General features: G+C 64.3%; 26 protein-coding genes and 1 tRNA gene. 18 read left to right on the forward strand and 9 right to left on the reverse strand.

From position 1 onward, the window contains the following. Positions 1 to 49: 49 nt before the first annotated feature. Both ACOZ4N_RS19285 and ACOZ4N_RS19290 read left to right on the forward strand, forming a co-directional pair. On the forward strand, positions 50 to 697 hold the full coding sequence (locus tag ACOZ4N_RS19285) for an adenylate kinase (protein ID WP_424017988.1): 648 nt from the start codon (positions 50 to 52) through the stop codon (positions 695 to 697). 77 nt (positions 698 to 774) lie between these two features. Beyond that, positions 775 to 1,659, forward strand: a complete 885-nt coding sequence (locus ACOZ4N_RS19290; protein ID WP_424017989.1) for a DUF106 domain-containing protein — start codon at positions 775 to 777, stop codon at positions 1,657 to 1,659. Positions 1,660 to 1,673: 14 nt separating this feature from the next. Here the strand turns inward: ACOZ4N_RS19290 and ACOZ4N_RS19295 are convergent, their stop codons facing one another. Further along, positions 1,674 to 2,726, reverse strand: a complete 1,053-nt coding sequence (locus ACOZ4N_RS19295) for an AI-2E family transporter (RefSeq protein WP_424017990.1) — start codon at positions 2,724 to 2,726, stop codon at positions 1,674 to 1,676. Positions 2,727 to 2,884: 158 nt separating this feature from the next. On the opposite strand from ACOZ4N_RS19295, the gene cmk reads away from it, so the two are divergent. The 7 genes from cmk (at position 2,885) to ACOZ4N_RS19330 (ending at position 8,867) form a co-directional block, all read left to right on the forward strand. Next, on the forward strand, positions 2,885 to 3,463 hold the full coding sequence (gene cmk, locus ACOZ4N_RS19300; RefSeq protein ID WP_424017991.1) for a (d)CMP kinase: 579 nt from the start codon (positions 2,885 to 2,887) through the stop codon (positions 3,461 to 3,463). Beyond that, positions 3,463 to 4,365, forward strand: coding sequence for an RNA-guided pseudouridylation complex pseudouridine synthase subunit Cbf5 (locus tag ACOZ4N_RS19305; RefSeq protein ID WP_424017992.1), 903 nt, complete (start codon positions 3,463 to 3,465; stop codon positions 4,363 to 4,365). The genes cmk and ACOZ4N_RS19305 overlap by 1 nt, the downstream gene beginning before the upstream one ends. A 47-nt stretch (positions 4,366 to 4,412) precedes the next feature. Further along, positions 4,413 to 4,483 (forward strand) — tRNA-Pro (locus tag ACOZ4N_RS19310). 406 nt (positions 4,484 to 4,889) lie between these two features. After that, positions 4,890 to 5,255 carry a hypothetical protein gene (locus ACOZ4N_RS19315; protein WP_424017993.1) on the forward strand — a complete coding sequence of 122 codons (366 nt, stop codon included), beginning with the start codon at positions 4,890 to 4,892 and terminating at the stop codon, positions 5,253 to 5,255. A 232-nt stretch (positions 5,256 to 5,487) separates the two neighbouring features. After that, positions 5,488 to 7,326, forward strand: a complete 1,839-nt coding sequence (locus ACOZ4N_RS19320) for a hypothetical protein (RefSeq protein WP_424017994.1) — start codon at positions 5,488 to 5,490, stop codon at positions 7,324 to 7,326. Between the two features lie 62 nt (positions 7,327 to 7,388). Further along, positions 7,389 to 8,000, forward strand: a complete 612-nt coding sequence (locus tag ACOZ4N_RS19325) for a hypothetical protein (protein WP_424017995.1) — start codon at positions 7,389 to 7,391, stop codon at positions 7,998 to 8,000. Positions 8,001 to 8,024: 24 nt separating this feature from the next. Further along, positions 8,025 to 8,867, forward strand: a complete 843-nt coding sequence (locus ACOZ4N_RS19330; protein ID WP_424017996.1) for a hypothetical protein — start codon at positions 8,025 to 8,027, stop codon at positions 8,865 to 8,867. A gap of 79 nt (positions 8,868 to 8,946) precedes the next feature. On the opposite strand, the gene ACOZ4N_RS19335 is transcribed toward ACOZ4N_RS19330, so the two are convergent. Beyond that, the gene (locus ACOZ4N_RS19335) at positions 8,947 to 9,372 is read right to left on the reverse strand and encodes a helix-turn-helix domain-containing protein (protein WP_424017997.1); all 426 of its coding nucleotides are present in this window, start codon (positions 9,370 to 9,372) and stop codon (positions 8,947 to 8,949) included. 301 nt (positions 9,373 to 9,673) lie between these two features. Here ACOZ4N_RS19335 and ACOZ4N_RS19340 point away from each other — a divergent pair, with 301 nt between their 5' ends. Together ACOZ4N_RS19340 and ACOZ4N_RS19345 are read left to right on the forward strand one after the other, a co-directional pair. Then, complete coding sequence (locus tag ACOZ4N_RS19340; RefSeq protein WP_424017998.1) at positions 9,674 to 10,762, forward strand: tyrosine-type recombinase/integrase; 1,089 nt, start codon at positions 9,674 to 9,676, stop codon at positions 10,760 to 10,762. A gap of 747 nt (positions 10,763 to 11,509) precedes the next feature. After that, positions 11,510 to 12,544 carry a right-handed parallel beta-helix repeat-containing protein gene (locus tag ACOZ4N_RS19345; RefSeq protein WP_424017999.1) on the forward strand — a complete coding sequence of 345 codons (1,035 nt, stop codon included), beginning with the start codon at positions 11,510 to 11,512 and terminating at the stop codon, positions 12,542 to 12,544. Between the two features lie 18 nt (positions 12,545 to 12,562). On the opposite strand, the gene ACOZ4N_RS19350 is transcribed toward ACOZ4N_RS19345, so the two are convergent. Beyond that, entirely contained in the window at positions 12,563 to 12,724 is a 162-nt protein-coding gene (locus ACOZ4N_RS19350; RefSeq protein ID WP_424018000.1) for a hypothetical protein, read from the reverse strand. Between the two features lie 171 nt (positions 12,725 to 12,895). Beyond that, positions 12,896 to 14,641: a dihydroxy-acid dehydratase gene (ilvD, locus tag ACOZ4N_RS19355; RefSeq protein ID WP_424018001.1), complete on the reverse strand. Its 1,746-nt coding sequence runs from the start codon at positions 14,639 to 14,641 to the stop codon at positions 12,896 to 12,898. Between the two features lie 143 nt (positions 14,642 to 14,784). Between ilvD and ACOZ4N_RS19360 the strand changes: the two genes are divergently transcribed. The 5 genes from ACOZ4N_RS19360 to ACOZ4N_RS19380 all read left to right on the forward strand — a co-directional run bounded on the left by ACOZ4N_RS19360 (position 14,785) and on the right by ACOZ4N_RS19380 (position 18,733). Then, positions 14,785 to 15,132, forward strand: a complete 348-nt coding sequence (locus ACOZ4N_RS19360) for a DUF6114 domain-containing protein (RefSeq protein ID WP_424018002.1) — start codon at positions 14,785 to 14,787, stop codon at positions 15,130 to 15,132. A gap of 39 nt (positions 15,133 to 15,171) precedes the next feature. Then, complete coding sequence (locus ACOZ4N_RS19365) at positions 15,172 to 16,134, forward strand: beta-ribofuranosylaminobenzene 5'-phosphate synthase family protein (protein WP_424018003.1); 963 nt, start codon at positions 15,172 to 15,174, stop codon at positions 16,132 to 16,134. A gap of 63 nt (positions 16,135 to 16,197) precedes the next feature. Continuing rightward, complete coding sequence (locus ACOZ4N_RS19370) at positions 16,198 to 17,034, forward strand: RAD55 family ATPase (protein ID WP_424018004.1); 837 nt, start codon at positions 16,198 to 16,200, stop codon at positions 17,032 to 17,034. 132 nt (positions 17,035 to 17,166) lie between these two features. Continuing rightward, positions 17,167 to 18,111 carry a CopG family transcriptional regulator gene (locus tag ACOZ4N_RS19375; RefSeq protein ID WP_424018005.1) on the forward strand — a complete coding sequence of 315 codons (945 nt, stop codon included), beginning with the start codon at positions 17,167 to 17,169 and terminating at the stop codon, positions 18,109 to 18,111. Continuing rightward, a complete protein-coding gene (locus ACOZ4N_RS19380) occupies positions 18,104 to 18,733 on the forward strand; it encodes a hypothetical protein (protein WP_424018006.1) in 630 nt (209 codons plus the stop codon). The genes ACOZ4N_RS19375 and ACOZ4N_RS19380 overlap by 8 nt, the downstream gene beginning before the upstream one ends. On the opposite strand, the gene ACOZ4N_RS19385 is transcribed toward ACOZ4N_RS19380, so the two are convergent. Then, positions 18,725 to 19,312 carry a response regulator transcription factor gene (locus ACOZ4N_RS19385; protein WP_424018007.1) on the reverse strand — a complete coding sequence of 196 codons (588 nt, stop codon included), beginning with the start codon at positions 19,310 to 19,312 and terminating at the stop codon, positions 18,725 to 18,727. The genes ACOZ4N_RS19380 and ACOZ4N_RS19385 overlap by 9 nt on opposite strands. Positions 19,313 to 19,441: 129 nt before the next feature. On the opposite strand from ACOZ4N_RS19385, the gene ACOZ4N_RS19390 reads away from it, so the two are divergent. Beyond that, the gene (locus ACOZ4N_RS19390) at positions 19,442 to 20,455 is read left to right on the forward strand and encodes a sensor histidine kinase (RefSeq protein WP_424018008.1); all 1,014 of its coding nucleotides are present in this window, start codon (positions 19,442 to 19,444) and stop codon (positions 20,453 to 20,455) included. Here the strand turns inward: ACOZ4N_RS19390 and ACOZ4N_RS19395 are convergent. Beyond that, a complete protein-coding gene (locus ACOZ4N_RS19395; RefSeq protein WP_424018009.1) occupies positions 20,452 to 22,056 on the reverse strand; it encodes a BGTF surface domain-containing protein in 1,605 nt (534 codons plus the stop codon). The genes ACOZ4N_RS19390 and ACOZ4N_RS19395 overlap by 4 nt on opposite strands. Before the next feature lie 197 nt (positions 22,057 to 22,253). Here ACOZ4N_RS19395 and ACOZ4N_RS19400 point away from each other — a divergent pair, with 197 nt between their 5' ends. Further along, positions 22,254 to 22,577, forward strand: coding sequence for a transcription factor S (locus ACOZ4N_RS19400; protein ID WP_424018010.1), 324 nt, complete (start codon positions 22,254 to 22,256; stop codon positions 22,575 to 22,577). Here ACOZ4N_RS19400 and ACOZ4N_RS19405 read toward each other — a convergent pair. The 3 genes from ACOZ4N_RS19405 to ACOZ4N_RS19415 form a co-directional block, all read right to left on the reverse strand. Next, entirely contained in the window at positions 22,574 to 23,032 is a 459-nt protein-coding gene (locus tag ACOZ4N_RS19405) for a pyridoxamine 5'-phosphate oxidase family protein (protein ID WP_424018011.1), read from the reverse strand. The genes ACOZ4N_RS19400 and ACOZ4N_RS19405 overlap by 4 nt on opposite strands. Before the next feature lie 86 nt (positions 23,033 to 23,118). Further along, on the reverse strand, positions 23,119 to 23,454 hold the full coding sequence (locus tag ACOZ4N_RS19410; RefSeq protein ID WP_424018012.1) for a hypothetical protein: 336 nt from the start codon (positions 23,452 to 23,454) through the stop codon (positions 23,119 to 23,121). A gap of 176 nt (positions 23,455 to 23,630) precedes the next feature. Next, positions 23,631 to 24,494, reverse strand: coding sequence for a ZIP family metal transporter (locus ACOZ4N_RS19415; RefSeq protein ID WP_424018013.1), 864 nt, complete (start codon positions 24,492 to 24,494; stop codon positions 23,631 to 23,633). Between the last annotated feature and the right edge of the window lie 30 nt (positions 24,495 to 24,524).

Genomic DNA, 24,524 nt, shown 5'->3' on the forward strand with positions numbered 1-24,524 from the left:
GTCGACGCAGAACGTCAGGTACAAATCCCGGGCTGGAGAAGCGCGTCACATGGCAGACGCACACGTGCTGATTCTCGGCCCGCCGGGCGCAGGCAAGGGGACACAGAGCAGCCGCATCGCCGACCGGTTCGACGTTGAACACGTCACCACCGGCGACGCCCTGCGGGGCAACAAGGACATGGACATCTCGGACATGGACACCGAGTACGACACGCCCCGGGAGTACATGGAGGCGGGCGACCTGGTGCCCGACGCCGTGGTCAACGCCATCGTCGAGGAAGCCCTCGGGAGCGCCGACGGGTACGTGCTGGACGGCTACCCGCGCAACATGGAGCAGGCCGAGGAGCTCGAAGACATGACCGACCTCGACGTGATCCTCTCGCTTTCCGTCAGCCGTGGGGAACTCGTCGACCGGCTCACCGGCCGCCGGGTCTGTGACGACTGTGGCACCAACTTCCACGTCGAGTTCGACCAGCCCGAGGAGGAAGGCGTCTGTGACGAGTGTGGCGGCGAGTTGATCCAGCGTGACGACGACAACGAGGAGTCGGTGAACAACCGGCTGGACGTGTTCGAGGACAACACCGCACCCGTCATCGACCACTACCGCGACCACGCGGGCTTCGTCGAGATCGACGGCGAACAGACCCCCGACGAGGTCTGGGCGGACATCGAAGCGGCCATCGACGAGCGCGTCTGATCGGATCGGCGCGACCGCCCGTTTTCCCCGCATCGAGAGTAAAAGCTTGATTAGCGGTGGTGCCTAGAGCTTCGACAATGCCACGCACCGCCGAGAAAGTAGAGTCGCTCGCCCGGGAGGACGGCGAGTTGCTGGACGCGCTCGAAGCGGTCCTCGACGTCGTCGAGGACGAGGGGACCGTCGAGTGGAGCGACGTCAGCGACGAGATGACCAGCGGCCAGTGGGGTCGTCTCATCGAGAAGGGACTGCTCGTCGACGCCGACGGGTCCGGGTTCGTCGTCGACGACCCCGAAGGCGTCCGGGACGCGCTCACGGACGACGAGGTGAGCGACGCGGCCGCCGACGGCGACGAGGAGTCCTCGTGGTCGTCCTACGACAAACTGGCCGGCGTCGGCGCGCTGGGGATGATGGCGGGCTACTCGCTGCCGTCGATCCGCAACGCCATCGGCGGCACCCTCGACGTACTCTTTGGCCCGCTGGAGGCGATGCTCCCCTTCTACGTCGTCGTCATGGTCCTGGCCATGCTCACGGGCCTGTACTCGACGCTGTTGCAGGCCAACCTGATGGACATGGACAAGATGAGCGAGTACCAGGAACAGATGAAAGAGATCCAGGAGCGCCGCAAGGAGGCCAAGGAACGCGGCGACGAGGAGGCACTGGACCGCATCCAGAAAGAACAGATGGACGCCATGGGTGACCAGATGGGTATGTTCAAAGAGCAGATCCGCCCGATGGTCTGGATCATGCTGTTGACCATCCCCGTGTTCCTGTGGATGTACTGGCTGCTGGGGACCGGACAGGTCCAGGGCCAGACCGTCGTCCTCCCGCTGGTCGGCGATATCAGCTGGCAGGCCGGTATCCTCGGCCCGCTGCAGGCCTGGATCGTCTGGTACTTCCTCTGCTCGATGGGCTTCACCCAGATCATCCGGAAGTCGCTGAACATCCAGACGACGCCGACCTGATCGGCGCGGCGCTCTCAGTTCTCCGCGACCGCCACCGACTCGCCACCGACCAGCGCCGGCAGAACCTCCCGGGCGAAGTGGACGGCCACCACGAGCAAGACGGGACCGAGAAAGATCCCGTACCAGCCGAAGGCGATGGACGCCAGCACGTACGTCACCACGAGCAGTCCCATGTGGAGGCTCCCGCTGGAGAGATACGACCGGACGAACACGTCGGGCAGGAAGTCGACGACGACGAACGTGACGACGACGAACAGGATGGGGAACCAGAGCCCGGCCTCGCCCTGTACGCTCCGGACGAACAGCGACAACGCGTAGGGGACCCAGACGATCTTCATGCCCACTGCCGGCACCAGCGTGAAGATACCGGTCAGCAGCCCCAGCAGGACCGGAAAGCTGATCGCGAGTGCGGGCGGCGCGACGAGTCCGAGCAGGGAGTAGACGCCGACGGCGATGGCGGCGGTGGCACCGATGACCAGCAGGTTGCCAGTGTAGACGCTCGTCAGGTCGCTGTCGACCCGCTCGGCGAACGCGACGGCACCCGGCGACCCGCCGAAGGTCGCCCGGAACCAGTCGGCGATCCGGTCGCCGTCACGGAGGAGGTAGTACGCCACCGTGATGGCGACGAACAGGCGGACCGACCACGTCACGGCGAGTCCGAAATACCCCGCGATCCGGCCGACGTTCCCGCCGAGGAGGTCCAGCAGCGTCCCCGGCTCGGTCAGCGACGCCACGTCGAGGTACGGCGAAAGCAGTGAGCGATACTGGGAGAGGTCGGTGCGGGCGACGAAGCGGTCGACCGCCCGCACCGCCACCAGCCCGGCGTAGCCCAGCACGGCCAGGATGGGCACGCCGACCAGCCCCAGCGCCAGCGTCGCGCTGAGGTCGCTCCGGCCGAGGCGTTCCTCGATCCGTCGGTAGGCCGGCCGCACGGCGTAGTAGAGGAAGACGCCGACGGCCAGCGCCCCGACGAACGAGACCAGCACGAAGCCGACGAGCCCCCCGACGACGAGACCGACGGCCGCCCAGGCCGCCTGCGCACGGCTCACGGTCCAGGTGGTCTCCATGGCTGTAGTCGACGGGAGCCACCCGGAAAAACACGGGTCTCGGGCGGCTGTCAGATTCGTCGTCGGTGTCGAGGGGGACTCGAAGGCAGCTGGGGTAGCGTGCCGGTCGCCCCGGTCGAAGACACAACCTCTTTTAGCGCGACCACCGCAGGTCTGATATGCTGATTACCGTCTCCGGCCCCGCGGGCAGCGGCAAGAGTACGCTCGCGGCGGGACTGGCCGACGCGCTCGGCCACGAGCACGTCAGTGGGGGTGACATCTTCCGCGCGCTGGCCGACGAACGCGGCTACTCGCTGGTCGAATTCAACGAACTCGCCGAGGAGGACGACCAGATCGACCGCGATCTGGACCGCCGGCTCCGCGAGACCGCCCGCGAATCGACCGACCTCGTGCTGGAATCGCGACTCGCCGGCTGGATGGCCGCCGAGTACGCCGACCTCCGGGTGTGGCTCGACGCACCCCTCGACGTGCGGGCAGACCGCATCGCCGACCGCGAGGACAAACCCCTCGACGAGGTGCTCGAAGAGACCCGCGCCCGCGCCGCCAGCGAGGCCCAGCGCTACCGGGAGTACTACGGCATCGACATCGAGGACCGCTCGATCTACGATCTGACCGTGAACACCGCCCGCTGGGACGCCGACGCCTGCCTCTCGCTCGTCCTCTCGGCCGCCGAATCCTACGACGACGACAGCGACGAAGGGAAATACCCGGTCGAAGGCGTCCGCTACGAGTTCTGATGGTCGACCGCGGCGCTCCCGACGACCGGTCGCTCCCCGACCTCCTCGAATTCGGCGTCGTCAACCTCGACAAACCGCCCGGCCCCTCCGCCCACCAGGTCGCCGCCTGGGTCCGGGACATGGTCGACGACACCCACCCCAGCGGCATCGACGGCGTCGCCCACGCCGGCACGCTCGACCCGAAAGTCACCGGCTGTCTGCCCCTCCTCCTGGGGGACGCCACCCGCATGGCCCAGGTGTTCGACGACGCCGTCAAGGAGTACGTCGCCGTCCTCGAACTTCACGGCCGCGCCCCCGCCGACCTCGACGCCGTCGCCGCCGAGTTCGAGGGCCCTATCTACCAGAAACCGCCCCGCAAGAGCGCCGTCAAACGCCAGCTCCGGGTCCGGGAGATCCACGACCTGGACGTGCTAGAGGTCGAAGACCGCCGCGCCCTCCTCCGGGTCCGCTGTGAGAGCGGCACCTACATCCGGAAACTCTGTCACGACCTCGGGCTGGCACTCGGCACCGGCGCGCACATGGGCCACCTCCGGCGCACCGCGACCGGCGAGTTCGACGACCGCGATCTGGTGACGCTGGAAGACCTCGCCGACGCACTGGCGTGGTGGACCGAGGACGACGACCCCGAACCGCTCCGGCAGATCGTCCAGCCCGCCGAACACGCGCTGGACCCCCTGCCCGGTGTAACCATCGCCCCCAGCGCCGCCACGCAGGTCGCCGAGGGCGCGCCGGTGTACGCGCCCGGCGTGATCGAGTCCGAGTTGACTGTCGACGACGCGTCAGATCGCCCGCTCGTGGCCTGCTACACGCCCGACGGAGCGGCGATCTGTCTCGGCCGACTGGTGGGCGATCCCGCCGGCGAATCGGGCACCGTCGTCGAGTTAGAACGCGTACTGGTCTAGGCGCAAAACGACACCCTTAATCCGGGGACCCTCGTGGACCCACATGCGGGACCGTGGGGTAGCGGTATCCTCGGCGCATGGGGTGCGTCGGACCTGAGTTCGAATCTCGGCGGTCCCACTCAACTTTCTGACAGATGCCCACAGTTGGAGTCTTAGCTGTGCGAGCGACGAGTTTTCTCCGAGAGTTCGACTGAAACTAAGTCGGTCTTTAAGTTGCAATGCTGATCCTGCGCTCACCCTTCGGCAGTTACATCATCTGATCGAGAAGAAACGCCGCCAACGGTGGCCGTTCGGTCCCTGTGAGTTCGTTCCTGCGTCCCGCCTCGTCGAGAACGGTGCGACGGACGAAGAGGTTCGTCGTGCCATCGAGCGCGTCGAGGACGGTGATCGACGATGACCGTCCGCGTTTCCTATCACTGTCGATCCTGCGGTAAGTTCATCGTCGAGAACCGTCAAACGGCCCGCCATCCCGGCAACTGCCCGTTCTGCTGGAAAGGTGTCGATCTCCCGGAGGGTGTCTGATTATGTCGGTTCCGCTCAATCAGGGCAGTTCCGACTCTCGACGAACTCTTGCCCCGGATGTTTCGATGACCGGACTGGGGTATGAATACGTCCGCTGTCAGCGTGCTGAGAATGACGATACGGTCTATGTCCATCAGTTGTGTGCTATTGCTGGCGGCGCTGATCCGCACGACGTGTTCAGCCACGCATACGAAGTTCATCACATCTGCCCTGTGCCGTGGTTGAACACCCCTGAGAACGTTGAATCCGTTCCGATCTGGGAGCATCGGGAAAAGACCCTGAGCGATGACTACCCAGTTGGTTCCGGTGAAGTCTATTCGTTCGACTCGCCGGATGAGGCCCCGGGCTTCTGTTCTCCAGACAGATGAGTCCGGTACTCGCCTATCGGATAACTGCCACCCGCCCACCCGCCCGTCCGCCGGGATGGCTCGCCGGTAGCCCCGCGTTTCGCGTAGCGTTTCGACGCGCTTCGACCGGCTCGACGACTGCCACAAGGGCCGGACCCGTCTGTGCCCCCCTGCCATGGGGGGCACACACGGAAGCCGGGCCGCAGGGGCCGCCCCCGGCGGCCCCAATCCTCTGCTGTTCGATCACTGACCGATGAGTGTCGCAGACCCACCGGGCTACCTGTCGGGTCTCGACCTCACGGATAGATGTAACACTCCCGTCCTCGCGGACCTCCTGGAAGAGCGCGATCTCCTCGGCCACGGTACCCTGCTCGACGGAACCCTCACCGAACGCGACGCCGAGCGCGTCCGTATTGCGAAGTTCATCGCCTCGAAGCCGGAAGGTACGCCCCTCACACACGTTGTCTCGTACGCCGTCAAAGGTGTGTCCCCCGAAACCTGCGAGCGCGTCGACGGCTCCGATGCCGACTACCAGTTCGCGTATCGGTTTGTCGACGACCTCGCCGGGCCTGACGACCCGTATGTCCGCAAATCGGAGTCATCAGGCGTTCTCGTGGTCACACCGACCCTACGCCTTCTTGACTTGATTACAGAAGGCATTACTCAAACAGGTAGCTCAGAAGGCCTGACGTATGACCGCGAGTATCTGCGGAACTACCTCGCTCGCGTCGACTCAGTGGATGATGACCTGCGCGAGTTGTTGGAGGACGGTTTTACATCCTACCTGAACCGGATCGAGGACTACCGCCTGCTGTTCGACGTTCACATGGTCGGCCGCACTGGCGGCGAGACACAGCGCCGGATGACCAAGCGGTACAAGACCCGTTTCAACGACGACGGCCGCGTCTCGAAGCAGTTCGCCCGTTTCAATGATGCGCTTGAGTACGGTTACGACCACGCCGAGAACGCCGTCCTCGCCACCCTGACGACGGACCCGAAGCAACACGACTCCCTGCTCGACGCGATAGACTCGATAAATGAGAACTTCAACCGCCTGCTGTCGTACTTCGACAGTGACCCGTCGACGAAGGCCGACACCCACGAGTCCGACGTTCGCACCTGGCGACCCGAACTCGACGACGACGTGACGGGTCGACCCCGCGAACGACCGGACTACATCAAGGCGCTGGAGTTCTCCGAAAAAGGGTATCCGCACCTGCACGTGCTGTTTTTCGATGTGCCGACCCGCGACGGTGACGGAATGCCGTGGCTGTGCGACAAACCGGAGATCGCGTCGAAGTGGTCCGACTACGGACAGGGAGAGATCGTCGACGTGTACCCGCTCGTCTACCGCGACGACCTCGACGATCTCGAACCGGAGTTCCAGAGCGACGAAGGCTTCGTCGACTGGTACCGCTTCGGTGACCACGATCACGGCGACGAGTGGGTGCGCGACCGGACACGAGCGCACGAGTTGATCGAGTTCGACGACGACGCGCAGGCGATGGAGTCGACGGCCGGCGCGTACCTCGGTAAGTACCTGAGCGCGACGTTCGGCTCGTTGCTCGACGCCACGGAGTCGTTCGAGAGCGAGGACGAACAGCGGGAGTCGTACGCCGATAAAGCCGCGACGTGGAAGCTCGCGCTGTACTGGGCGACGAACCGGCGCTTCTGGTCCTGTTCGGAGTCGATCACGAAGGGGATCGACCCGAACGACCACACACAGGAGCCTGACGTACGAGAAGCCGTTCGCTGGTGTTCGCTCGACTCAGTTCGAGCTGTGTCCGAGTCTTCGATCACTAATGCCCTCGCGCGGCGTCAGTGGGAGGATCTCGACGACCTCGACGCCGCGATAGATCGCGCGCTGTCCGAGGTTGAGCGCCCGGCCGTCCGGTCGACGCTCCCCGAAGAGGCGTCGTATCGGTGCATCGTGGACTACATCGGTGCGTATGCCTATTGGGATCTACCCAGCCACGAAATAAGAGACAGTACACGGGATCTCAAAGATATTGAGAACCTGACTGGCATGGATGTCGAAGCTCCGGTTCTTGACCGTGAAAATGATCCTCCTCTCGTTTCCGTGTGGAAATAGATCAATCGCTATTCACAAGTAGTAACATCTGTATTTTTCTTGTAGGAGTATATACTGTTTCTATGGCCAATAGGTCCTGTGAACACTGTGGTGAAGATTTCAAAACCCTGTCCAAGCTTCGACTTCATGAATGCCCAGAAGAAAATAACATTGTAGATAATGCTTTGACTCCGGAACCGAAACCCGACAAATTTCCCAGTAGAGTCTTAGAGACAGAGGAATTCGATGATATCAGAAACCATTCTCAGGTTGAGAAAATAGAGAAAATGATTGATACACCTCTCCCAGGAAACCATGAAGCTATATCATTCGTAGTTCAGATCGATGGCCATGCGTATGGTCTACATTGTGACCATGATACTGCTGAATGGGCGGTTGTAACAAGCGGAGAGGACTTTTCGGAAGTGAAGAAGCAACATTCGGAATGGCTAGCTGACGATATTGGGAAAGTGACAGGAAACACTCCTAATCCAGAAAATCTTGATATAGAAGTGCCTGATACGATTATAACTGATTGTGATATGTGCGAAGGAACTCATGAACTAACAGCACAACCTGATTCTTTCGCTTCATCGGTTGGATTTCTTGAATATGAGGGTTATTGTGACGAAACCAATCACCCTCTAATAGAAACTAGGAACCCCGATGAGTTTATGACAGACAAGAGTACATAATTATCCAACTCTATTACCTACACAATGGTTGATTGGAAAAAGGTTGAACGAATCTCTGTTGCAGTTGCAATTGCTTCCATGGCCACTTTAATCGCCTTTGTAATTTCAGCGGAGATTATACTACCATATAGTATTCCCTCGATAAGGTCAGTTGTTACTGGATTGGGTGCTTTGGGAACACTTTTTCTTGCTTGGGTTACACTCAAAACATTGGAACAAAATGAGAATCTGATTGAGAAAGAAAAGAATAGAATAGAGAACGAAGAGAACCGCGTCAAGCCTAGAATCAGAAGAATTGGTGATTATTCAGTATCGGATGGTATTCATGATTTTCTAATTCTTGAGATAGATAACACAGGTAACGGCAAGGCAATCAATCTGCATATTACACCTAAGTTGTACTGTTTTGATGGTGATCAGATGTATTCATTATCTGATTACAGTGAGATCGACGATAGCTTGCCAAAACTAGAAACGAGAACCTCTGCTTTAGTAGAGGTTAATAAAAACCCTCTGAGCTTTTCTGAAAAAGGAGGCACACTAAATAGTGAATCATCCAAAGAATTTAATTTCCGCCCGGATTTTAGAAACACAGAAGCGTCGGTCTTTAGTGAGGAATATGATCCTTCTGAAGAACCTGCTATCTTTACTTTTGAAACGCTAATAAATAATGGAGAAAATAACATTAATCGTATGGGTTTCACTTTCGTTTTAAAATATGAAGATGTATTCGGAAATGAGTATAATGAGAAACTGCTCGGCAATTTGTTTGATCCAGAGGCAGTTGATTCACTATCAGACACATTATCTAATAGCTTCTGGAATCCAGAATATGAAGAGGCAATAAGAGAATCTTCGGGGGATTAGATATAGGATTGGATCTCCTCAGCTTACGGGGTTATAAATACGAATAAATAATTCTATTTGTAGTAGTGTAAACAGCTCTTCAATTGCTGATTCTCCCGTTCTCTTCGAGCTCGTCCAGTTCTTCAGGAGTTAGGATTTTCCACGCTATCCAATTCTTATCTTCGTACCCATCTGGTGGCTCGACTGGAACCTCTCGTGTCATTCTTGCATATCCTTCCGATGAAATTTGATAGTGTCCTCGCTCAGGTTTCTCCACCAAACCACCCGCTTCAAGTGTGCTTAGACGCCGAGAGACAGAACTACGAGACCGATCTATGTTCTTTGCTATGACTGCCGGTGTCAAAATAATCTGAAGGTTCCCCAGAAGCGCCAAGATCTCCCGGTCCAAGTCTGTAATCCAGTCTGGAGGTTCCATTTCATCACTGTCGTATTCGCCATAGTCAATATCGGCTTGCATCTCGATTGGTAGCTCATCGTTTGGTCCTGTTTCCTCCTCGTCGGTCATGTTACCCCGTTCGACAGCCCCGACTAAAAGAGCGTTGCCGAATAGGAGTGACTGATTGAATGTAACTAATTAGTGGCAACTGTTAAGTGGCTTCTAATAGTTGCTATTTCGTAGATGGATATGACCCCGAACCAGATTCGGCCCGCTGGCTCCGACCAGCGTCGAACAAGGAGATACGACCTGCTGTGTACGTGTGACGACCCAAAGCCGTCATCGCGCCTGATGTGCGCGGCTGACCCGCGATACCCGTCGTGGGAGTCCGTCTGTACCTCCTGTGGTTGCCGTATTCTGGAGGTCGACGATGACTGACAACCTCACTCCGATGGACCCGGCACAGGCGCTGTCGATGTGGGTCGACCGCCAGCAGGCCGAGAAGTCCGACGAGACAGTGCAGAGCTATTTTTACCGCGTTCGCCAGTTCACCGACTGGCTCGAAGACGAGGGCATCCACAACCTGAACGACCTCACCGGCCGCGACGTGTTCCGGTACGACTCTGATCGCCGTGCTGAGGGACTGAGCAAGAGCGCATTGAACAACCAACTCGGCACGATCAAGATTTTCCTGCGGTTCTGCGCGGACATCGAGGCCGTCCCGCCTGAGCTACCGGCGAAGGTCGACGTGCCGACGATCTCGAAGGCCGAGCAGGCCGACGACGAGAAACTGTCCGCCAGCCGTGCCGAGACGATCCTCACGAATCTTGAACGGTACGACTACGCCAGCCGCGACCACGCGCTGTTCGCGCTGGCGTGGCACACTGGCGCTCGCCTCGGTGCGCTCCGCTCGCTCGATCTCCGAGACTGCTACCTGACCGAGGACGATCTCGAACGGATCGCGCACGAGGACGACCTCGACGCCGAGGACCTGGAGAGGTTCAGTGTGCCGTTCGTCTACTTCCGGCACCGGCCGGAATCGGACACGCCGCTGAAGAACCAGCAGGACGGTGAGCGTCCCGTCGCGCTGTCGGAGGAGATCGGCCAGCTCCTCCAGGAGTACATCGAGGTGTCCCGCGCCGAGGTCGAGGACGACCACGGACGGAAGCCGCTGTTCTCCAGCCGGAAGGGAACCGGCCGAATGTCGAAGGGTGCGATTCGCTCGCGGTTCAACATCGTCACCCAGCCGTGCCGATACGGAACCTGCCCGCACGACCGCGACCCGGACGACTGCGAAGCTCTCGAACACGGCTACGAGTCCCGCTGTCCGTCCTCGCGGTCCCCGCACCGGATTCGGACTGGCTCGATCACGAACCACCGTGACGAGGACTGGCCACCGGAGGTCCTCGCGGAGCGCGTGAACGCGACTCCCGAGGTTATCAGGACACACTACGACAAGCCCGACCTCCTGAAACGGATGGAATCGCGCCGTAGCTACATGGAGACCACCAATGAGTGACGACACTACCACCCGCGAACGGACGAACAGCGCCAAAACCGACCCGCGTAGCTCGGCGGTCCCACTCCACCTTTTTCGGTTCGGGTACTCTCGCGAGCCTTCGGCTCGCATCGAGAACCCCTCACCGAAAAACGTGGGCGAAAAACAGAACTCGCGCCGCGGCGCGAGTTCTGCGAACCGCGCTCACTTCGTTCGCGCGGATGCTGGTGCTACAGCCCAGTGGTTCAGGTTCTGCTCGGAGTCGATCACGTTGCGGATCGACCCGAACGTCCACACGCAGGAGTCGGACGTGCGCGAGGCCGTTCGGTGGTGTTCGCTCGACACTGATCTGTACCACCGTGCTCCTCTACGAAATCCTTCCCGGAACTTCCGGAAACGACCCCACCACACCCATTTAGCTACCCGCCGTCGTATCGATGCGGGGGACGCCCCAGCGGCGTCTCGCGCGGTCCCCGGACCTGCCGCTGGACACCGAGAGAACCATGTCTCGAAATCGAATCGGCCCCGATGGGTCACGAACCACACAGCGCGACGAGTACCGGATGAGGAGGGTGTGCCGATGATGTGGCTGGTCTATCTCGCCGCGGGAACGGTCGTCCTGCTCGTGGGGATGGTGCTGGTCGCCATCGCGAAGGCGAACCGGGACGTCGAGATCGACCTCACGCTGATCCGGCTCTGACGGCCAAGCCGAGCTTACTCACCGACACGCCGTCCGTAACTAACAGTCGGGCGGCCGTCTCGGAGTGCATGGCGCGCCGTTACCGACGGGTCGCGTGGACGGGTCTCCTGATCGTGGTGGCGACGGCCCTGACCGTATCGCTCACAGCGACGACTGGGGCGGCACAGTCGACATCGGTGGATAGCTGCCGGACTATCGACGACGCCGGTCGGTACACGCTCGCCGGAACGCTCTCGGGCAACGGCACCGGCCCCTGCATCCGCATCACCACGGGCGACGTGACGCTCGAGGGGCAGGGCAACGCCGTCCTCGGCAACGACACCGACGCCGTCGGCGTGCTGGTCGAGGCCCCGTCGGGGACCACGCTCACGAACGTGACCGTCTCGAACCTCACGACGGCCGGGTGGGAGTCGGGGCTGGTCTACCGCGGTGGGGTGGCGACCGGGGCCGTCCGTAACGTCACGGCGCGGGACAACCGGGACGGCATCGTAATCGACCCGCGATTCCGCTTCCAGGCCGCGAGTGGGACCGTCGAACTCGTGGACAACCGGGCGCTCGACAACAGGCGCTGGGGGATCACGCTCCGGCCCGGCGCGGACGGCGACCGGGTGGTTCGCACTCGCCTCCGTCGGAACGGCATCGGGCTCGTGATGGCCGACCTCCGGAACGTGACGCTTGCCGACACCGTGGCCGCGAACAACTCCTGGGGCGTGGTGGCCGGGGACGCGACCGCGACGACGCTCCGGAACACGACGGTCCGGGACAACGCTCGCGACGGCCTGCAGGCCGGCAACGGGTTCGACGACAGCCAGCTGGTCGACACTACCGCAGTGGCGAACGGTGCGGACGGCGTCGTCCTCGGCCCCGCATCGAACGCGACGCTGCGGAATCTGACGGCGCTGGGCAACGAGGGGAGCGGGCTCGTCGCTCGCGACACCAGCGGCCTCGACGCGTCCACGCTCACCCTGGCGGCCAACGGCGAGTGGGGACTGCGGTTCGACGGCGTGACGGACGCGCTGCTGGTGAACGTGACGGCCGGCGAGAACGCCGCCGGGTTCTACACCGCCACCGACAGCGGCAACGTCACTATCGAGTCGGTCTGACGGCCCGATCTGCGGCGGCTACTCCAGGAACAGCAGGAAGATGCTCGGCGCGACGAGCAAGACGAGACCGACGACCATCAGGGCCGCCGGCAGGACGAGCAAGGACATGTCGGCGACGAGCCACATGCCCGCCCCCGCGAGTAGCGCGAGCAGCCCGATGAGTCGGACGATCCAGGCCATTACACCCTCTAAACCGAAGTCGGCTGCCACTTCCGCTACTTCGAGTATTTCGTCCATGGCTATCTGGGCGTTCGATCACCCAACTACTTATGTCTGGTTGAGGGACTGTATCATGGTCTGTCAATTTGGGCGAGTGTTCCCGCCCTGGTCGCCCGGGTGCTACTGCGGCCCTCAGTCCTGCTTCGCGCCCGGATTCGTCACCGCACCGTTAGCCGCCGAGTCGAACATCTGGCCGTACTTGGCCAGCACGCCGTTCGTGTAGTTCGGTTCGGGCATGTCCCGCTCGTCGAGGCGGCGCTCGATCTCCTCGTCCGTGAGGTCCACCGACAGTTCGAGGTCGTCGATGTCGATGGTGATGGTGTCGCCGTCCTCCAGCGCCGCGATGGGACCGCCGACGTAGGCTTCCGGGGCGACGTGGCCGATGGAGAAACCCCGCGTCGCGCCGGAGAACCGGCCGTCGGTAAAGAGCGCCACGTCCTCGGCGTGGCCCTGGCCGGCGACCGCGGAGGTGACGCCCAGCATCTCCCGCATCCCGGGGCCGCCGCGTGGGCCCTCGTTGCGGATGCCGATCACGTCGCCGCTCTCGACGTTGCCCTCCTGGACGTACTGCATGGCGTTCTCCTCGTCCTCGAAGATCCGGACGGGCCCCTCGTGGTGGAGGTGGTCCTCGCCGGTGATCTTGATGACTGCGCCGCCGGGGGCGAGGTTACCCGTCAGGATGCGGATGGCACCGCGCTCGTGGATCGGGTCGTCGACCGTCTCCAGGAAGTCGGCGTCGAGGTCGCTGATGGCGGGCGGGTCGTAGGCCTCGATGGCTTCGGCCATGGTCTCGCCCGTGACGGTCAGGGCGTCGCCGTGGAGCAGGTCGGCGTCCAGCAACTCGCGGAGGACGACCGGCACGCCGCCGACCTCGTGGAGGTCGTTCATCACTTTCTCGCCGCCGGGCTGGAGGTCGGCGATCTTCGGCGTGCGGGCGCTGATCCGGTTGAAATCCTCGATGTCGAGTTCGACGCCGGCCTCGGCGGCCATCGCCAGCAGGTGGAGGACGGCGTTGGTGGAGCCACCGACCGCGACCTGCAGGGCGATGGCGTTCTCGAAGGACTCCCGCGTGAGGAAATCGGATGGCTTGCGGCGCTCGCGGACGACCTCGACGGCGAGTTCGCCGGCCTCTCGGGCGACCTCGTAGCGGCTCTCGTCCTCGGCGGGCGGCGAGGCCGAGCCCAGCGGCGCGAAGCCAAGCGCCTCCGAGATGGACGCCATCGTGTTGGCGGTGAACATCCCGCCACAGGAACCAGCGCCGGGGCAGGCGTTCCGTTCGAGGTCGTCGAGTTCGTCCTCGGTCATGTCGCCGTCGGCGACCGCGCCGACGCCCTCGAAGACGTTCTGGATGGTGACCTCGCGGCCGTCGTGTTCGCCGGGCATGATCGACCCGCCGTACAGGAAGACGGAGGGCAGATCGGTGCGGATCGAGGCCATCATCATCCCTGGCATGTTCTTGTCACAGCCGCCGATGGTGACGAGGCCGTCCATGCGCTCGCCGAAGGCCACGAGTTCCACGGAGTCGGCGATGACCTCCCGGGAGATCAGCGAGGCTTTCATCCCCTCGGTCCCCATCGAGATGGCGTCGGAGATGGTGATGGTGCCGAACTCGATGGGCATCCCCTCGCCCTCGTCGATACCCTCGTAGGCAGAATTCGCCACGTCGTCGAGATGGACGTTACAGGGCGTGATGTCCGCGGCGGGGTTGGCGACGCCGACCATCGGCGAGGACAGGTCCTCGTCGTCGTAGCCCATCGCGCGGAACATCGCGCGGTGGGGCGCTTTCTCGGTCCCTTCGGTGACCTCGTTGCTCGGGAGGTCGTCGGGCTTGCCCGACTCCGGCCGCTCGGCGTCGGGGTCCTGCGGTTGCTGGCTCATGACCGTAGGATTGCCACCCTGGCGCTTTAACTTCCCGGATTCGGGGACCGACCGTTCCGCCGCCGCCCGAATCCGTTCGCCCGACCGCCGGAGAGACGCGACGAAGTAACAATTATTATTCCAGTCCGAGTGGTAGGTCCGGTATGAAAGAGACGGTGACGCGGGTCGGTGGGGGCCTGTTGTGTGTCGCGAGCGTGATCATCGGGGCGGTTCCGATACTGTTCCGATCAGAACTGGCGGTCATCGGCGGGAGTTTCACGCTCGTCGGCCTCGTGTTCGCGGCGCTCGTCGGCTCCTGCGGGCTGGCGGCGCTCACCCGTCCCGAATACGCGCTCTACGTCGGACCGATGGGTGTGCTGTTCTCGTTCCTGTCGATGATCGGCGCGCTCGGGGGCCTCTTCGTAGGGATGTTTCTGGGAATGCTCGGCGGTCTCGCGGTGACGGTCGGTGGCGCCCTCCAGCGCTCCGGGTCCGATCCGGACCCGGCCTGACCCGCAACTGGCATGCCGGCCGAGTGATTAGCTCGCACTATGACTCGCGTCGCCGCCGGTGCGCGCCTGCACTTCGGCTTCCAGAACCTCTCGCTGGCCCGGGAACGCCTCTACGGCGGCGTCGGCGTCGCCCTCGACGAGCCGCGAGTGGTCATCGAGGCCGACCCCGCCGAGGGCGTCCACTGTGCCGACGCGACCGTGGCCGAGCACGCCCGGACGGCGGTGGACCTGCTCGACGTGCCCGGAATCGACCTGACCGTCGTCGAGCGACTCCCGCGCCACGTCGGGCTCGGCAGTGGGACCCAACTCGCGATGGCGACGCTGGCGGCGGTCGCGGCGGCCCACGACCGGGACCCCGGACTCCGCGAACGCGCGCCGGCACTGGGCCGTGGCGGACGGAGCGGCGTCGGCGTCGCGGCCGCCGAGGTGGGCGGATTCGTCGTCGACGGCGGCCACCCCACCGAACTGTTCACGGCCGCGCCGCCCGCCGACGGCGCGTGGACGGTCCCGCCGGTGACCGCCCGCCACGAACTCCCGACCGACTGGCGGTTCGTCGTCGCCGTCCCCGACACCGACCCGGGCCGGAGCGGCGAGGCCGAGGACGAGAGCATGCGCACGGTGGTCGAACGCGCCGACCCGGGCATCGCCGACGAGATCGCTGGCGTCCTCCTCCGGCGGGTCCTCCCGGCGGCCGCCGAGGGCGACCGGGCCACCTTCGGGGCGGGCGTGGCGAAACTCGGCCGGCTCAACGGGGCCTGGTACGCCGACGAGCAGGGGGGTGTCTACCGGCCGCCCGCGGGCCGGATCGTCGACGAACTCTCGGGCCACCCCGCCGTCACCGGTACCGGCCAGTCCTCGTGGGGGCCCGCCGTCTACGCGCTGACCGACGCCGAACTGGCAGCGGAGGCCCGGACCGCCGCACGGGACGCCCTCGACGCGGTGGGCGTCGACGGCCGGATCGTCGTGAGCGCACCCGCAAACCGCGGACTCCGGATCGACTGACGCCGCGTTTCGACGGCCGAACCCGCCGCAAGTAGTAAAGCGTCCCGTCCGTTTGGTGAGAGCATGGACCGCATCCCCTTCGGTATCCGACAGTTGGATACGATCATCGACGGGGGGGCACCGCCGGGCAGCGTCGTCCTGCTGTCGGGCGAAGCGGGGGCCGGCTCGCGGGAGTTCATGTACACGAGCGCGATCCTCAACGGGCTCGCAAACACCGACCGCGAACTCCACGACCTCTACTACGGCGACGTCGCGGCCGGCGCGAGCGTCACCGACGAGATCCACTACGTCTCCTTCACGGCCGACAGCGATCAGCTCTACCGCGAGATGGACCGGACGATGGACACCGAAATCGTCGAGTCCGGGTTCGAGGCCGTCGAGTTCGTCGACATGGCCGAGTCGTACTTCCACCCCAGTAGCGTCCCGCGGGACTGGTACGCCGAGGAGACCAGACACATCCGGGACATGGCCGGCCGCCACGACCGCGAGGACATCTTCACGGCGCTCGGTGCGTACCTCAGCGAGAACGCACCGGGGAACCTCGTCGTCATCGACTCGCTGTCCGACCTCATCAGCTCGCTCAGTGAGGACCGCGACTGGTCCGACATCGTCTACATCGTCAAAGGGCTCCAGAAGGCCGCCCACTCCTGGAACGGGCTGATCCTCGTCCACGTCAACCACGAGACGGTCACGCCCGAACAGCACGGCCAGCTCGTCGACGCCGCCAACGGGACGATGACCTTCGAGTGGGAACAGGGCGGCTCCGAACGCGCCCGGACCCTGGTGTTCAAGAAGTTCCGCGGCGTCCTCTCGCGAATCGAGGACGAGAACATCATCCGTTTCGAGACCGAGATCGGCGACGCCGGCTTCGACATCAGCGACGTTCGAAAGATTCGCTGACACCTTCGCTGTCGACGTTCTGCACGCTCTCGATTTCCGGCGCGAGCGCGCCGCTTTCCCGACCGTCCGTTGTTTTACGAGTTGATAAACTGTGGCAAACCCTTAACTGCGGAAGGGGCCAACTGCGAGTAGATGGCCAGTGAGCCGACGGACGAGCCGGTGACGGTGTCGCTGCCGCCGGAGTTGGCGGCGTGGGTCGACGAACAGGCCCGCGACCGCGGCACCGACCGCGAGACCGTCCTCGCCCAGTTGCTCGCCGCCCACCGCGCCACCGACGACCTCGACGCCGACGACCCCGAGGCGCTGGCAGAGGTCGTCGACGTGGAGGCCGCCGTGAACGACGTGCTCGCCGACAGGCTCCCCGAGATCGTGGACGCTGTCACGGACCAGCTGGAGGTCGAGTCCCAGGTGCAAGACGCCGTCGAGCGACACCTGCAGGACGCCCTCGAAGACCAGCTGGCGGAGGTGTCACAGTCCGCCGCCGACCGGGCCACCGAGCAGGTCGGCGACCGGCTCGACGACCGCCTCGGCGCGGTCGAAGACGACTACATGGACAAGATCCAGGACGTTCGCCAGCGCGTCATCCAGGTCAAACAGGAGGCCGACAGCAAGGCACCGGCCGACCACGGCCACCCCGACCTGGCCGACCGCATCGACGGCCTCGCCGGCGACGTCGAGACCGTCGAGGGGGAAATCGAGACGCTCCGGGCCCAACTCGACGAGCGAGCTGGCGACACAGCCGACCGACTCGACGATCTGGACGAGACCGTCGGCGACCTCGAGGAGAAGGTTCGGACGGTGGCCCACGTCGTCCGGGACCTGCGGGACGACGCCCGGACGGGCTCGAAACGGGCCACGTCCGTCGAGGGCATCAAACGTGCCGCCGCGGAACTCGACGTGGATCGCGCGAAGTGTGGCGTCTGTGGCGAGGGCGTCCAGATCGGACTCATGACCGAACCCGAGTGCCCCCACTGCGAGGCCGTCGTCACCGACGTGGAACCCAAGGACGGCTTCTTCGGCAGTCCGAAACTCGTCAAGGCCCAGAGCATCGAGGCCCCGGAGGGCGACGATGGCTGAGGACGAGGACGACCCGTTCGACGCCTTCGAGACGCCCGACGACGCCGAGGACCCCTTCGAGGACCTGTCGTCGCCCGACACCGAGGACGGTGAGGATGCCGGGGATCGACCGCCGGACGACACGCCTGCCGACGAACCGACACCGCCGGGCCGACTCCGCGACGACCCCTTCGAGACCGCGGAATCGGCCGAGACCGAGGCCGACGCGAGCAGTGAGGTCGCGTCGCCGACGCCCGACGACGTGAGCGGTGACGCCTCGACCGAACCCACGGACGACCCCTTCGCGTCGTTCTCGACGGCCCGCCGGGACGAGGGCGACGACCCGTTCGACGCCTTCGAGTCGGCCGGCGTCGACGAGATCGACCCCGACGCGGTCTGGGAGGATCTCGAGAGCGGCGGCCCCGAGCCCGAAGACCGGACGTACTCAGAGGTGTCGAAACACCGCTTCTGTGAGGGGTGTGAACATTTCAGTGCCCCGCCCGGGATCGAGTGTACCTACGAGGGTGCGGCTATCGTCGAGTTTCTGGACACGGAGACGGTCAGGTTACTGAACTGTCCCGTTGTCGCCGAACAGCGGGCGCTCGAAGGGAGCGGCGTCGAACTCGGTGACGACTCAGAGTGAGGAGCGGGAGCCACGGTCGACCGACCGGTGTGTCTCGACGATCTCCTCGAAGTTGTCCATCGACTCTCGGAGTTCCTCGCTGAGTTTCACCGCCCGGCGCTTGAGTCGCTGGAACTCCTCGTCGTCTTCGAGCTCGCTCGGCTGGAGTTCCGACTCCAGCACGGAGAGTTTCGACAGGAGACTGAAGAACTCGTCCAGTTTCGGGTCGGTTCCGCTCCGGTCGACGTGCTGGTCGAGGGTCTTCCGGAGCGTCCCCTTGTCGACCGGTTTACAGAGGTAGTCGTCGAAGTCCATCTCCAGAATGTTGAGATCGGGGTCGACCGCCGTCACCATGATGATCGGGAAATCGTAGCCCCGATCCCGTAGCTTCTCGAGGACCTCGTCGCCGTGGATGTCCGGCATCCGGCGGTCCAACAGCATGGCGTCGGTGGTCGCGTCGGCCTTCTCCAGGGCCGCCTCGCCGCCGAACGCCAGTTCGGTATTGTAGTCGCCGCGGAGTTTCAGGGCGTAGGCCTCCGCCACGTCTTCTTCGTCGTCGACGACGAGAACGTTCGGCGCGGTACTGGACTCGTGGGGCACAGTCGCAGTGAGTCGTATCGGAGGCGCGCTGAAATACCTTTGCGCGGTTTCGGGGATCGAGTCGTCGGCTCACCGCTCGTAACGGCCGACAGCTACTCCAAGGGGCTGTCCGAATTCGTGAGCCAACGCATGGCCGAGGGGGACGGAGCCGACGACCTGCTCAACGCCCACCCCGACCCCGTGGTCAAGTACGGCAAAGGGGCCGAGGGAATCGTCGTCGAGGCGATCAACCCCGCCTTCCGGGAGACCTTCGCCGTCGACGGGGCCGACGTGTCCCTCCGGGCGACACTCGCCGCCGAGGACGCCCTGTCGGCGGTCGCGGGTGCGATCCAGTCCGGCGACGCTCTCGACCGGGAGACCGTCTGTGACACGACAGACGGCGACCGTCGCTTCCGACTGCGTAACGTCCCGACCGCCGACGGCGGCTACCTGCTCTACACCGCGCTCGGCGACGGCCGCGGACGCCACGAGGACCTGCAGGCGGAGGTCGACCGGCTCACCGAGCGCAACGAGCGTCTGGAGACGTTCGCGAGCGTCGTCTCCCACGACCTCCGGAACCCCCTCGAAGTCGCCGAGACGTACCTCGAATCGGCCCGCGAGACCGGCGAGGACGAACAGTTCGACCGCGTCGCCCAGGCGCTGGACCGGATGCGCACACTCATCGAGGACGTGCTCGAACTCGCTCGCGAGGGCCGGGTCATCGACGACCGGGAGCGAACGACGCTCGAATCGGTCGCCACCGCCGCCTGGGAGACCGTCGACGGCGGTGAGGCGACCCTGACCGTCGAGAACGGCGCGGCGACGCTCCGGACCGACCCCGACCGCCTCCAGCAGGCGCTGGCGAACCTCTTTCGAAACTCGCTCGAACACGGCGGGGCCGACGCCACCATCCGGGTGGGCACCCTCGGCAACGCCGACGGCACTGGCTTTTTCCTCGAAGACGACGGCCCCGGCATCCCCGAAGCCGACCGCGAGGACGTGTTCGAGCCCGGCGTCACGACCGATCAGGACGGGACCGGCCTCGGACTCGCCATCGTCCAGCGCGTCGTCGAGGCCCACGACTGGACGGTCGACGTGACCGAGAGCGACGCGGGCGGGGCGCGGTTCGAGGTCCGGGGCGTCGAGTCACTCCAACCGCTCTAGTCGGCGCGTCGCCGCGCGAGGACGATGGTTCCCAGCACCGCCAGCACCGCGACCGTCGCGGAGAAGCCTGGGCCGGTCGCCTGCGTGGTGGTCGCCTCGCCGCCCGGGGCCTCGGTCGTTCCGACCGGTTCGGTCGTCGTCACGCCGGTGGCTTCGTCGTCCATGCCGTCGTCGTCCGTGCTGTCGGTGGCTTCGGTGCCGGTCGTCTCGCCGGACCCGCCACCGTCCATCCCACCGGATTCGTCGACCGCTTCGACCGTTCCGTCGAGGGTCGCCCTGGGCACGTCGGGGACGCTGAGCCGTACCGACGTGTCGTCGGTCACGTCCGAGAGGTCGAACGCGGCCTCGAAGGTCCCGTTGGCCCCGACGACCGCGGTCGAAGATCGCTGGAGCGTGTCGGTGCCATTCAGTCGGGCCGGCAGCGTCGTCCCCGGTGCGACGGTCGTCGTCCCGGTGACCGTGGCGTCGTCTTCGGCGTCGAGGTCGAGGGTCGCGGCGTCGAAGGCGACCTGTCGACCGACGACGCTGAACTCGTCGACTGCGGCGTTCGGTCCCTCGTCGCCGGGCGATACGTCCGCCGTGAGGTTGGCCTCGTAGGTCGTCTCCCGGATCGTACTCGGTCCGCTCTCGAACACGAGGCTGTCGGTATCTGCGATCACGTACAGCGTCGAGTTCGCCACGTCCGGAACGACACGGAGCGAGTCGTTGGCGATGCTTCCGGCCACGTCGACGCGCTGTTGGGTGTCGAGCCCCGCTGAGACGACCGAGAACGAGAACCGGTAGGTCTCGGTGATCCCGTCCGTCCACGGCTGGCCGGTCGCGAGATCACGGAACGCCAGCGTCGGCGCGGTGTCGTTGTCGTATCCCGCTGTCGCAGCAGTCAGGACCCCTTCCCAGCTGTCGTCCTCGACCGAGAACACGACGCCGTCGCCGCGAGCGATGCTCTCGTCGCGTGTCAGATCGCCGTCGGCGACGGCCGCGCGCACGTCACTGGCCGTCTCCAGGGTTCCGACCCGGCTGTCGGGGAGGGTCCAGCTCTCGGCCGAGACGTTCCCCTGCCCGAGGATCTGGAGGGTTCCCACGTCGAGTTCCTCGCCGTCGTACGTGACGTTCACGTCGTATACGGTCGGTTCGGCCGGGCCGACGATGCCCGGCTCGCCGCCCAACGGCAGCATCGAGGCGTTCCGGATCGAGTCTCCCTCGGCCACGGCGGTGACGGCTGCGGCGGTCGTCTCGTTGACGCTCGCCGAGAAGTTCGTCTGGCCCATCTGGAAGGTGTTGATCCGGGCTCGGACCCGTCCGTCACTGTCGCCGTTGACGACCTCGAAGGTGAGGTTGAAGTTCACGTCGTTGAACCCCACGTTGACCGTCGCGGTCTCCGTGCCGGTGAGGTTGATCGGGACCGTGACGATTCCGCCCTGTCCGGTCGTGACGACGCCACCGTTCCCGATCTCGGCATCCACGTCGTCGGTCTCGTCTGCCTGGACGGCGTCGGTCCCGTCGGCCGTCGCGGCCGCGCCGGTACCCACCGTCAGTGCCAGTACCACCAGTCCACAGCAGAATGCTGTGAGCGTCCAGCTGCGGTATCGCTGTCCGGTCATATGTACTCCGAGCGATCCGGTGACTCGTCGTCGAACCGACTGCGCCTGGAGGGCCGACCGATCGCTCGCCGTTATGTTCTCACAACTGGTTAATAAGATATTATGTTCGGTACAGGTGACTGTCTCGCTTCCACGGCGACGTGTGCAAAGAAACTTGAGGGCACAGTCGCCTACGGACTGGTAACCCAGGTGTCTCCATGCAATTCTGTGACGAGTGCGGTTCGATGATGCACGCCGACGGCGACGTGATGGTCTGTTCCTCGTGTGGTGCCGAACAGGCGAAAGACGAGGACGCCGCCGAGAAGTTCGTCTCCACGGAGGAGCAGAGCGGCGACGAACTGATCGAAACGGAGGAAGGGGCCGACTTCGAGGGGAAACCGACGGCCGACGACGTGACCTGTGACGACTGCGGCCACGGCAAGGCCTGGTACACGATCAAACAGACCGGCTCGGCCGACGAACCACCGACGCGATTCTTCAAGTGCCAGGACTGTGGCAACCGCTGGCGGGAGTACAACTAACTCTCTTTGACTTCGAGGCCTCGCACCTCGTCGGGTTCGAGACGGAACCCGTGCAGATCCTCGATGTCGCCCGCGCGCTGGAAGTCACTGGAGAACCAGGCGTTGTCTTCGAGCGCCTCGACCAGATGGTCCCAGTCCTTGCTGTCGGTCGGGACCCGGCGGACCGGACCGGTCACCGCGATACTCTGCCAGTCGAACCGACTGCCGATGTCGGTCACGAGCAGACGCGCCGTCCCGCCCTCCGTCAGGAAGTCGAACTTCCGGCCGTCCGGACTGTCTTCGAGGAACACGAAGTACACGTCCGACCCGTCGTAGCCGAACGAGATCGGCAGGCTGTACGGCTCGTCGTCGCTGGCCAGCGAGAGGATGCCGTAGCCGCTCGCTTCGAGCAGGTCGTCGATGTCGCGCTGGTCCATCGGCGTCCCCATCCACTGACCGGTCGTGTCCATGGTCATACCCGAACCTTGGCACGGCACGGTCTTGTAAGTACACCCCACAGCGCCTAGCTCGACCCGACACACGCCGCCGGTGACCCACCCGCTCAGTTGACGCCCGTCCAGCTACAGGACAGGCAGCCGAACACGCCCTGCCCGTTGACTGTCTCGCCGCCGCAGGTCGGACAGGCGAACTGCCCGCCGTCGGTGACGACCACCTTCTCCTCCGGGGTCCCGCCAGCTTCAGCCTCGGCCCCGGTCTCGGGTTCGGCCGTCGCCTCGGTCTCGGCCTCCGTCGTGGGCTCGGCCCGGAGCGTACTCGCCAGCTTCGGGTGGCAGTCCGCACAGACCCAGCGCTGTTCCCGGTGCGTGACGGTCTCGGTGATCGCGCGGTGTCTCCATACGTGAAGAACCTCGTCTTCACAGGCGTCGCATTCTACCATGCTTACTACAACGACTGTCCTGGTATAGTAAAAATCTTACCCTGAATGTACAGCAATAGTCCTCAGAATAGATATATTGTCCTTATATTCTCCGAGGCACGGCTACGGACGTGATATTTTCACGTAGATAATTCGAAAAACCGAAAGCCGCGTCCGGCAGACGATACCGAGCCGGGTCAGGGGCCGACCGCGAGCCAGGCGAGAAAGACCGCGAGACCGCCCAGCAGGGTACTCGCGACGGCGTGGATGCGGAGCCGGTCGAGCAGTTCGTGGGCGTGGTCGGTGACCTGTGCGACCTCGCCGACTTCCCCGCCGACCTCACAGCGCGGGAGAAAGTCCATGGCGACGTGGAGGAACACGCCGGCGGCGAAGCCGAAGACGGCCGCGTTGACGGCCGGGACGGCCGGCAGATCGAGGAGTGCGGACGGAATGGCCGTGATCCCGACGCCCGCCGCGGGGAGCAGGACGACCGAGGCCGACCGACCACCGGCGGCCAGTCGGCGCGCCGCGGCGTAGCCGGCCGGGCCCTTGTGCGAGACGATGGCCAGTCCGAGCAGGAGGCCGAGTTCCGGCATCGCCCCGTAGACGAGACCGATGATCGCGCCCGCCGAGAGCGCGTGGGCCGAGAGCTGGACCGCCGTGTCGTCGAACGCCGAGTTGACGTGCGAGAGCCGGTGGCCCAGCACGTGCGAGCCGAACCCGACGAGGATGCCGGCGGCGATGCCGAACCCGCCGACCCGCGGATCGAACCCCATCGCCTGAGGCACCAGGAAGACGGCCGCGCTCGTGATCATCGCCCCGCTGGCCAGCCCGTAGCCCCAGACCAGCCGCCGGGCACTGCCGGTCTCGGCCGCCCGGACACCCAGCGGGATCGATCCCGCCATCGCGGCGAACGCGACCCACGCGATCACCAGCACCTTCCACAGCTCCGAGACCACCGCCAGCCCCGAGAACGCCAGCAGGAGTCCCACGCCGGCCAGCCCGACCAGCGACTGCCGCTCGCCGGTGTTAATAATTCCAGTCTCCATGTTATTAGACATCTGGCTATAGAACTAGCGATGATAATAATA

The sequence above is a fragment of the Halorientalis pallida genome, assembly GCF_049605515.1.
Taxonomy (GTDB): Archaea; Halobacteriota; Halobacteria; order Halobacteriales; family Haloarculaceae; genus Halorientalis; species Halorientalis pallida_A.

Bases quoted from the DNA above. Each gene is read 5' to 3' on its own strand.
- ACOZ4N_RS19285 (WP_424017988.1), top strand. From the start codon at position 50: ATGGCAGACGCACACGTGCTGATTCTCGGCCCGCCGGGCGCAGGCAAG.
- ACOZ4N_RS19290 (WP_424017989.1), top strand. From the start codon at position 775: ATGCCACGCACCGCCGAGAAAGTAGAGTCGCTCGCCCGGGAGGACGGC.
- ACOZ4N_RS19295 (WP_424017990.1), bottom strand. From the start codon at position 2,726: ATGGAGACCACCTGGACCGTGAGCCGTGCGCAGGCGGCCTGGGCGGCC.
- cmk (WP_424017991.1), top strand. From the start codon at position 2,885: ATGCTGATTACCGTCTCCGGCCCCGCGGGCAGCGGCAAGAGTACGCTC.
- ACOZ4N_RS19305 (WP_424017992.1), top strand. From the start codon at position 3,463: ATGGTCGACCGCGGCGCTCCCGACGACCGGTCGCTCCCCGACCTCCTC.
- ACOZ4N_RS19315 (WP_424017993.1), top strand. From the start codon at position 4,890: ATGTCGGTTCCGCTCAATCAGGGCAGTTCCGACTCTCGACGAACTCTT.
- ACOZ4N_RS19320 (WP_424017994.1), top strand. From the start codon at position 5,488: ATGAGTGTCGCAGACCCACCGGGCTACCTGTCGGGTCTCGACCTCACG.
- ACOZ4N_RS19325 (WP_424017995.1), top strand. From the start codon at position 7,389: ATGGCCAATAGGTCCTGTGAACACTGTGGTGAAGATTTCAAAACCCTG.
- ACOZ4N_RS19330 (WP_424017996.1), top strand. From the start codon at position 8,025: ATGGTTGATTGGAAAAAGGTTGAACGAATCTCTGTTGCAGTTGCAATT.
- ACOZ4N_RS19335 (WP_424017997.1), bottom strand. From the start codon at position 9,372: ATGACCGACGAGGAGGAAACAGGACCAAACGATGAGCTACCAATCGAG.
- ACOZ4N_RS19340 (WP_424017998.1), top strand. From the start codon at position 9,674: ATGACTGACAACCTCACTCCGATGGACCCGGCACAGGCGCTGTCGATG.
- ACOZ4N_RS19345 (WP_424017999.1), top strand. From the start codon at position 11,510: ATGGCGCGCCGTTACCGACGGGTCGCGTGGACGGGTCTCCTGATCGTG.
- ACOZ4N_RS19350 (WP_424018000.1), bottom strand. From the start codon at position 12,724: ATGGCCTGGATCGTCCGACTCATCGGGCTGCTCGCGCTACTCGCGGGG.
- ilvD (WP_424018001.1), bottom strand. From the start codon at position 14,641: ATGAGCCAGCAACCGCAGGACCCCGACGCCGAGCGGCCGGAGTCGGGC.
- ACOZ4N_RS19360 (WP_424018002.1), top strand. From the start codon at position 14,785: ATGAAAGAGACGGTGACGCGGGTCGGTGGGGGCCTGTTGTGTGTCGCG.
- ACOZ4N_RS19365 (WP_424018003.1), top strand. From the start codon at position 15,172: ATGACTCGCGTCGCCGCCGGTGCGCGCCTGCACTTCGGCTTCCAGAAC.
- ACOZ4N_RS19370 (WP_424018004.1), top strand. From the start codon at position 16,198: ATGGACCGCATCCCCTTCGGTATCCGACAGTTGGATACGATCATCGAC.
- ACOZ4N_RS19375 (WP_424018005.1), top strand. From the start codon at position 17,167: ATGGCCAGTGAGCCGACGGACGAGCCGGTGACGGTGTCGCTGCCGCCG.
- ACOZ4N_RS19380 (WP_424018006.1), top strand. From the start codon at position 18,104: ATGGCTGAGGACGAGGACGACCCGTTCGACGCCTTCGAGACGCCCGAC.
- ACOZ4N_RS19390 (WP_424018008.1), top strand. From the start codon at position 19,442: ATGGCCGAGGGGGACGGAGCCGACGACCTGCTCAACGCCCACCCCGAC.
- ACOZ4N_RS19395 (WP_424018009.1), bottom strand. From the start codon at position 22,056: ATGACCGGACAGCGATACCGCAGCTGGACGCTCACAGCATTCTGCTGT.
- ACOZ4N_RS19400 (WP_424018010.1), top strand. From the start codon at position 22,254: ATGCAATTCTGTGACGAGTGCGGTTCGATGATGCACGCCGACGGCGAC.
- ACOZ4N_RS19405 (WP_424018011.1), bottom strand. From the start codon at position 23,032: ATGACCATGGACACGACCGGTCAGTGGATGGGGACGCCGATGGACCAG.
- ACOZ4N_RS19410 (WP_424018012.1), bottom strand. From the start codon at position 23,454: ATGGTAGAATGCGACGCCTGTGAAGACGAGGTTCTTCACGTATGGAGA.
- ACOZ4N_RS19415 (WP_424018013.1), bottom strand. From the start codon at position 24,494: ATGTCTAATAACATGGAGACTGGAATTATTAACACCGGCGAGCGGCAG.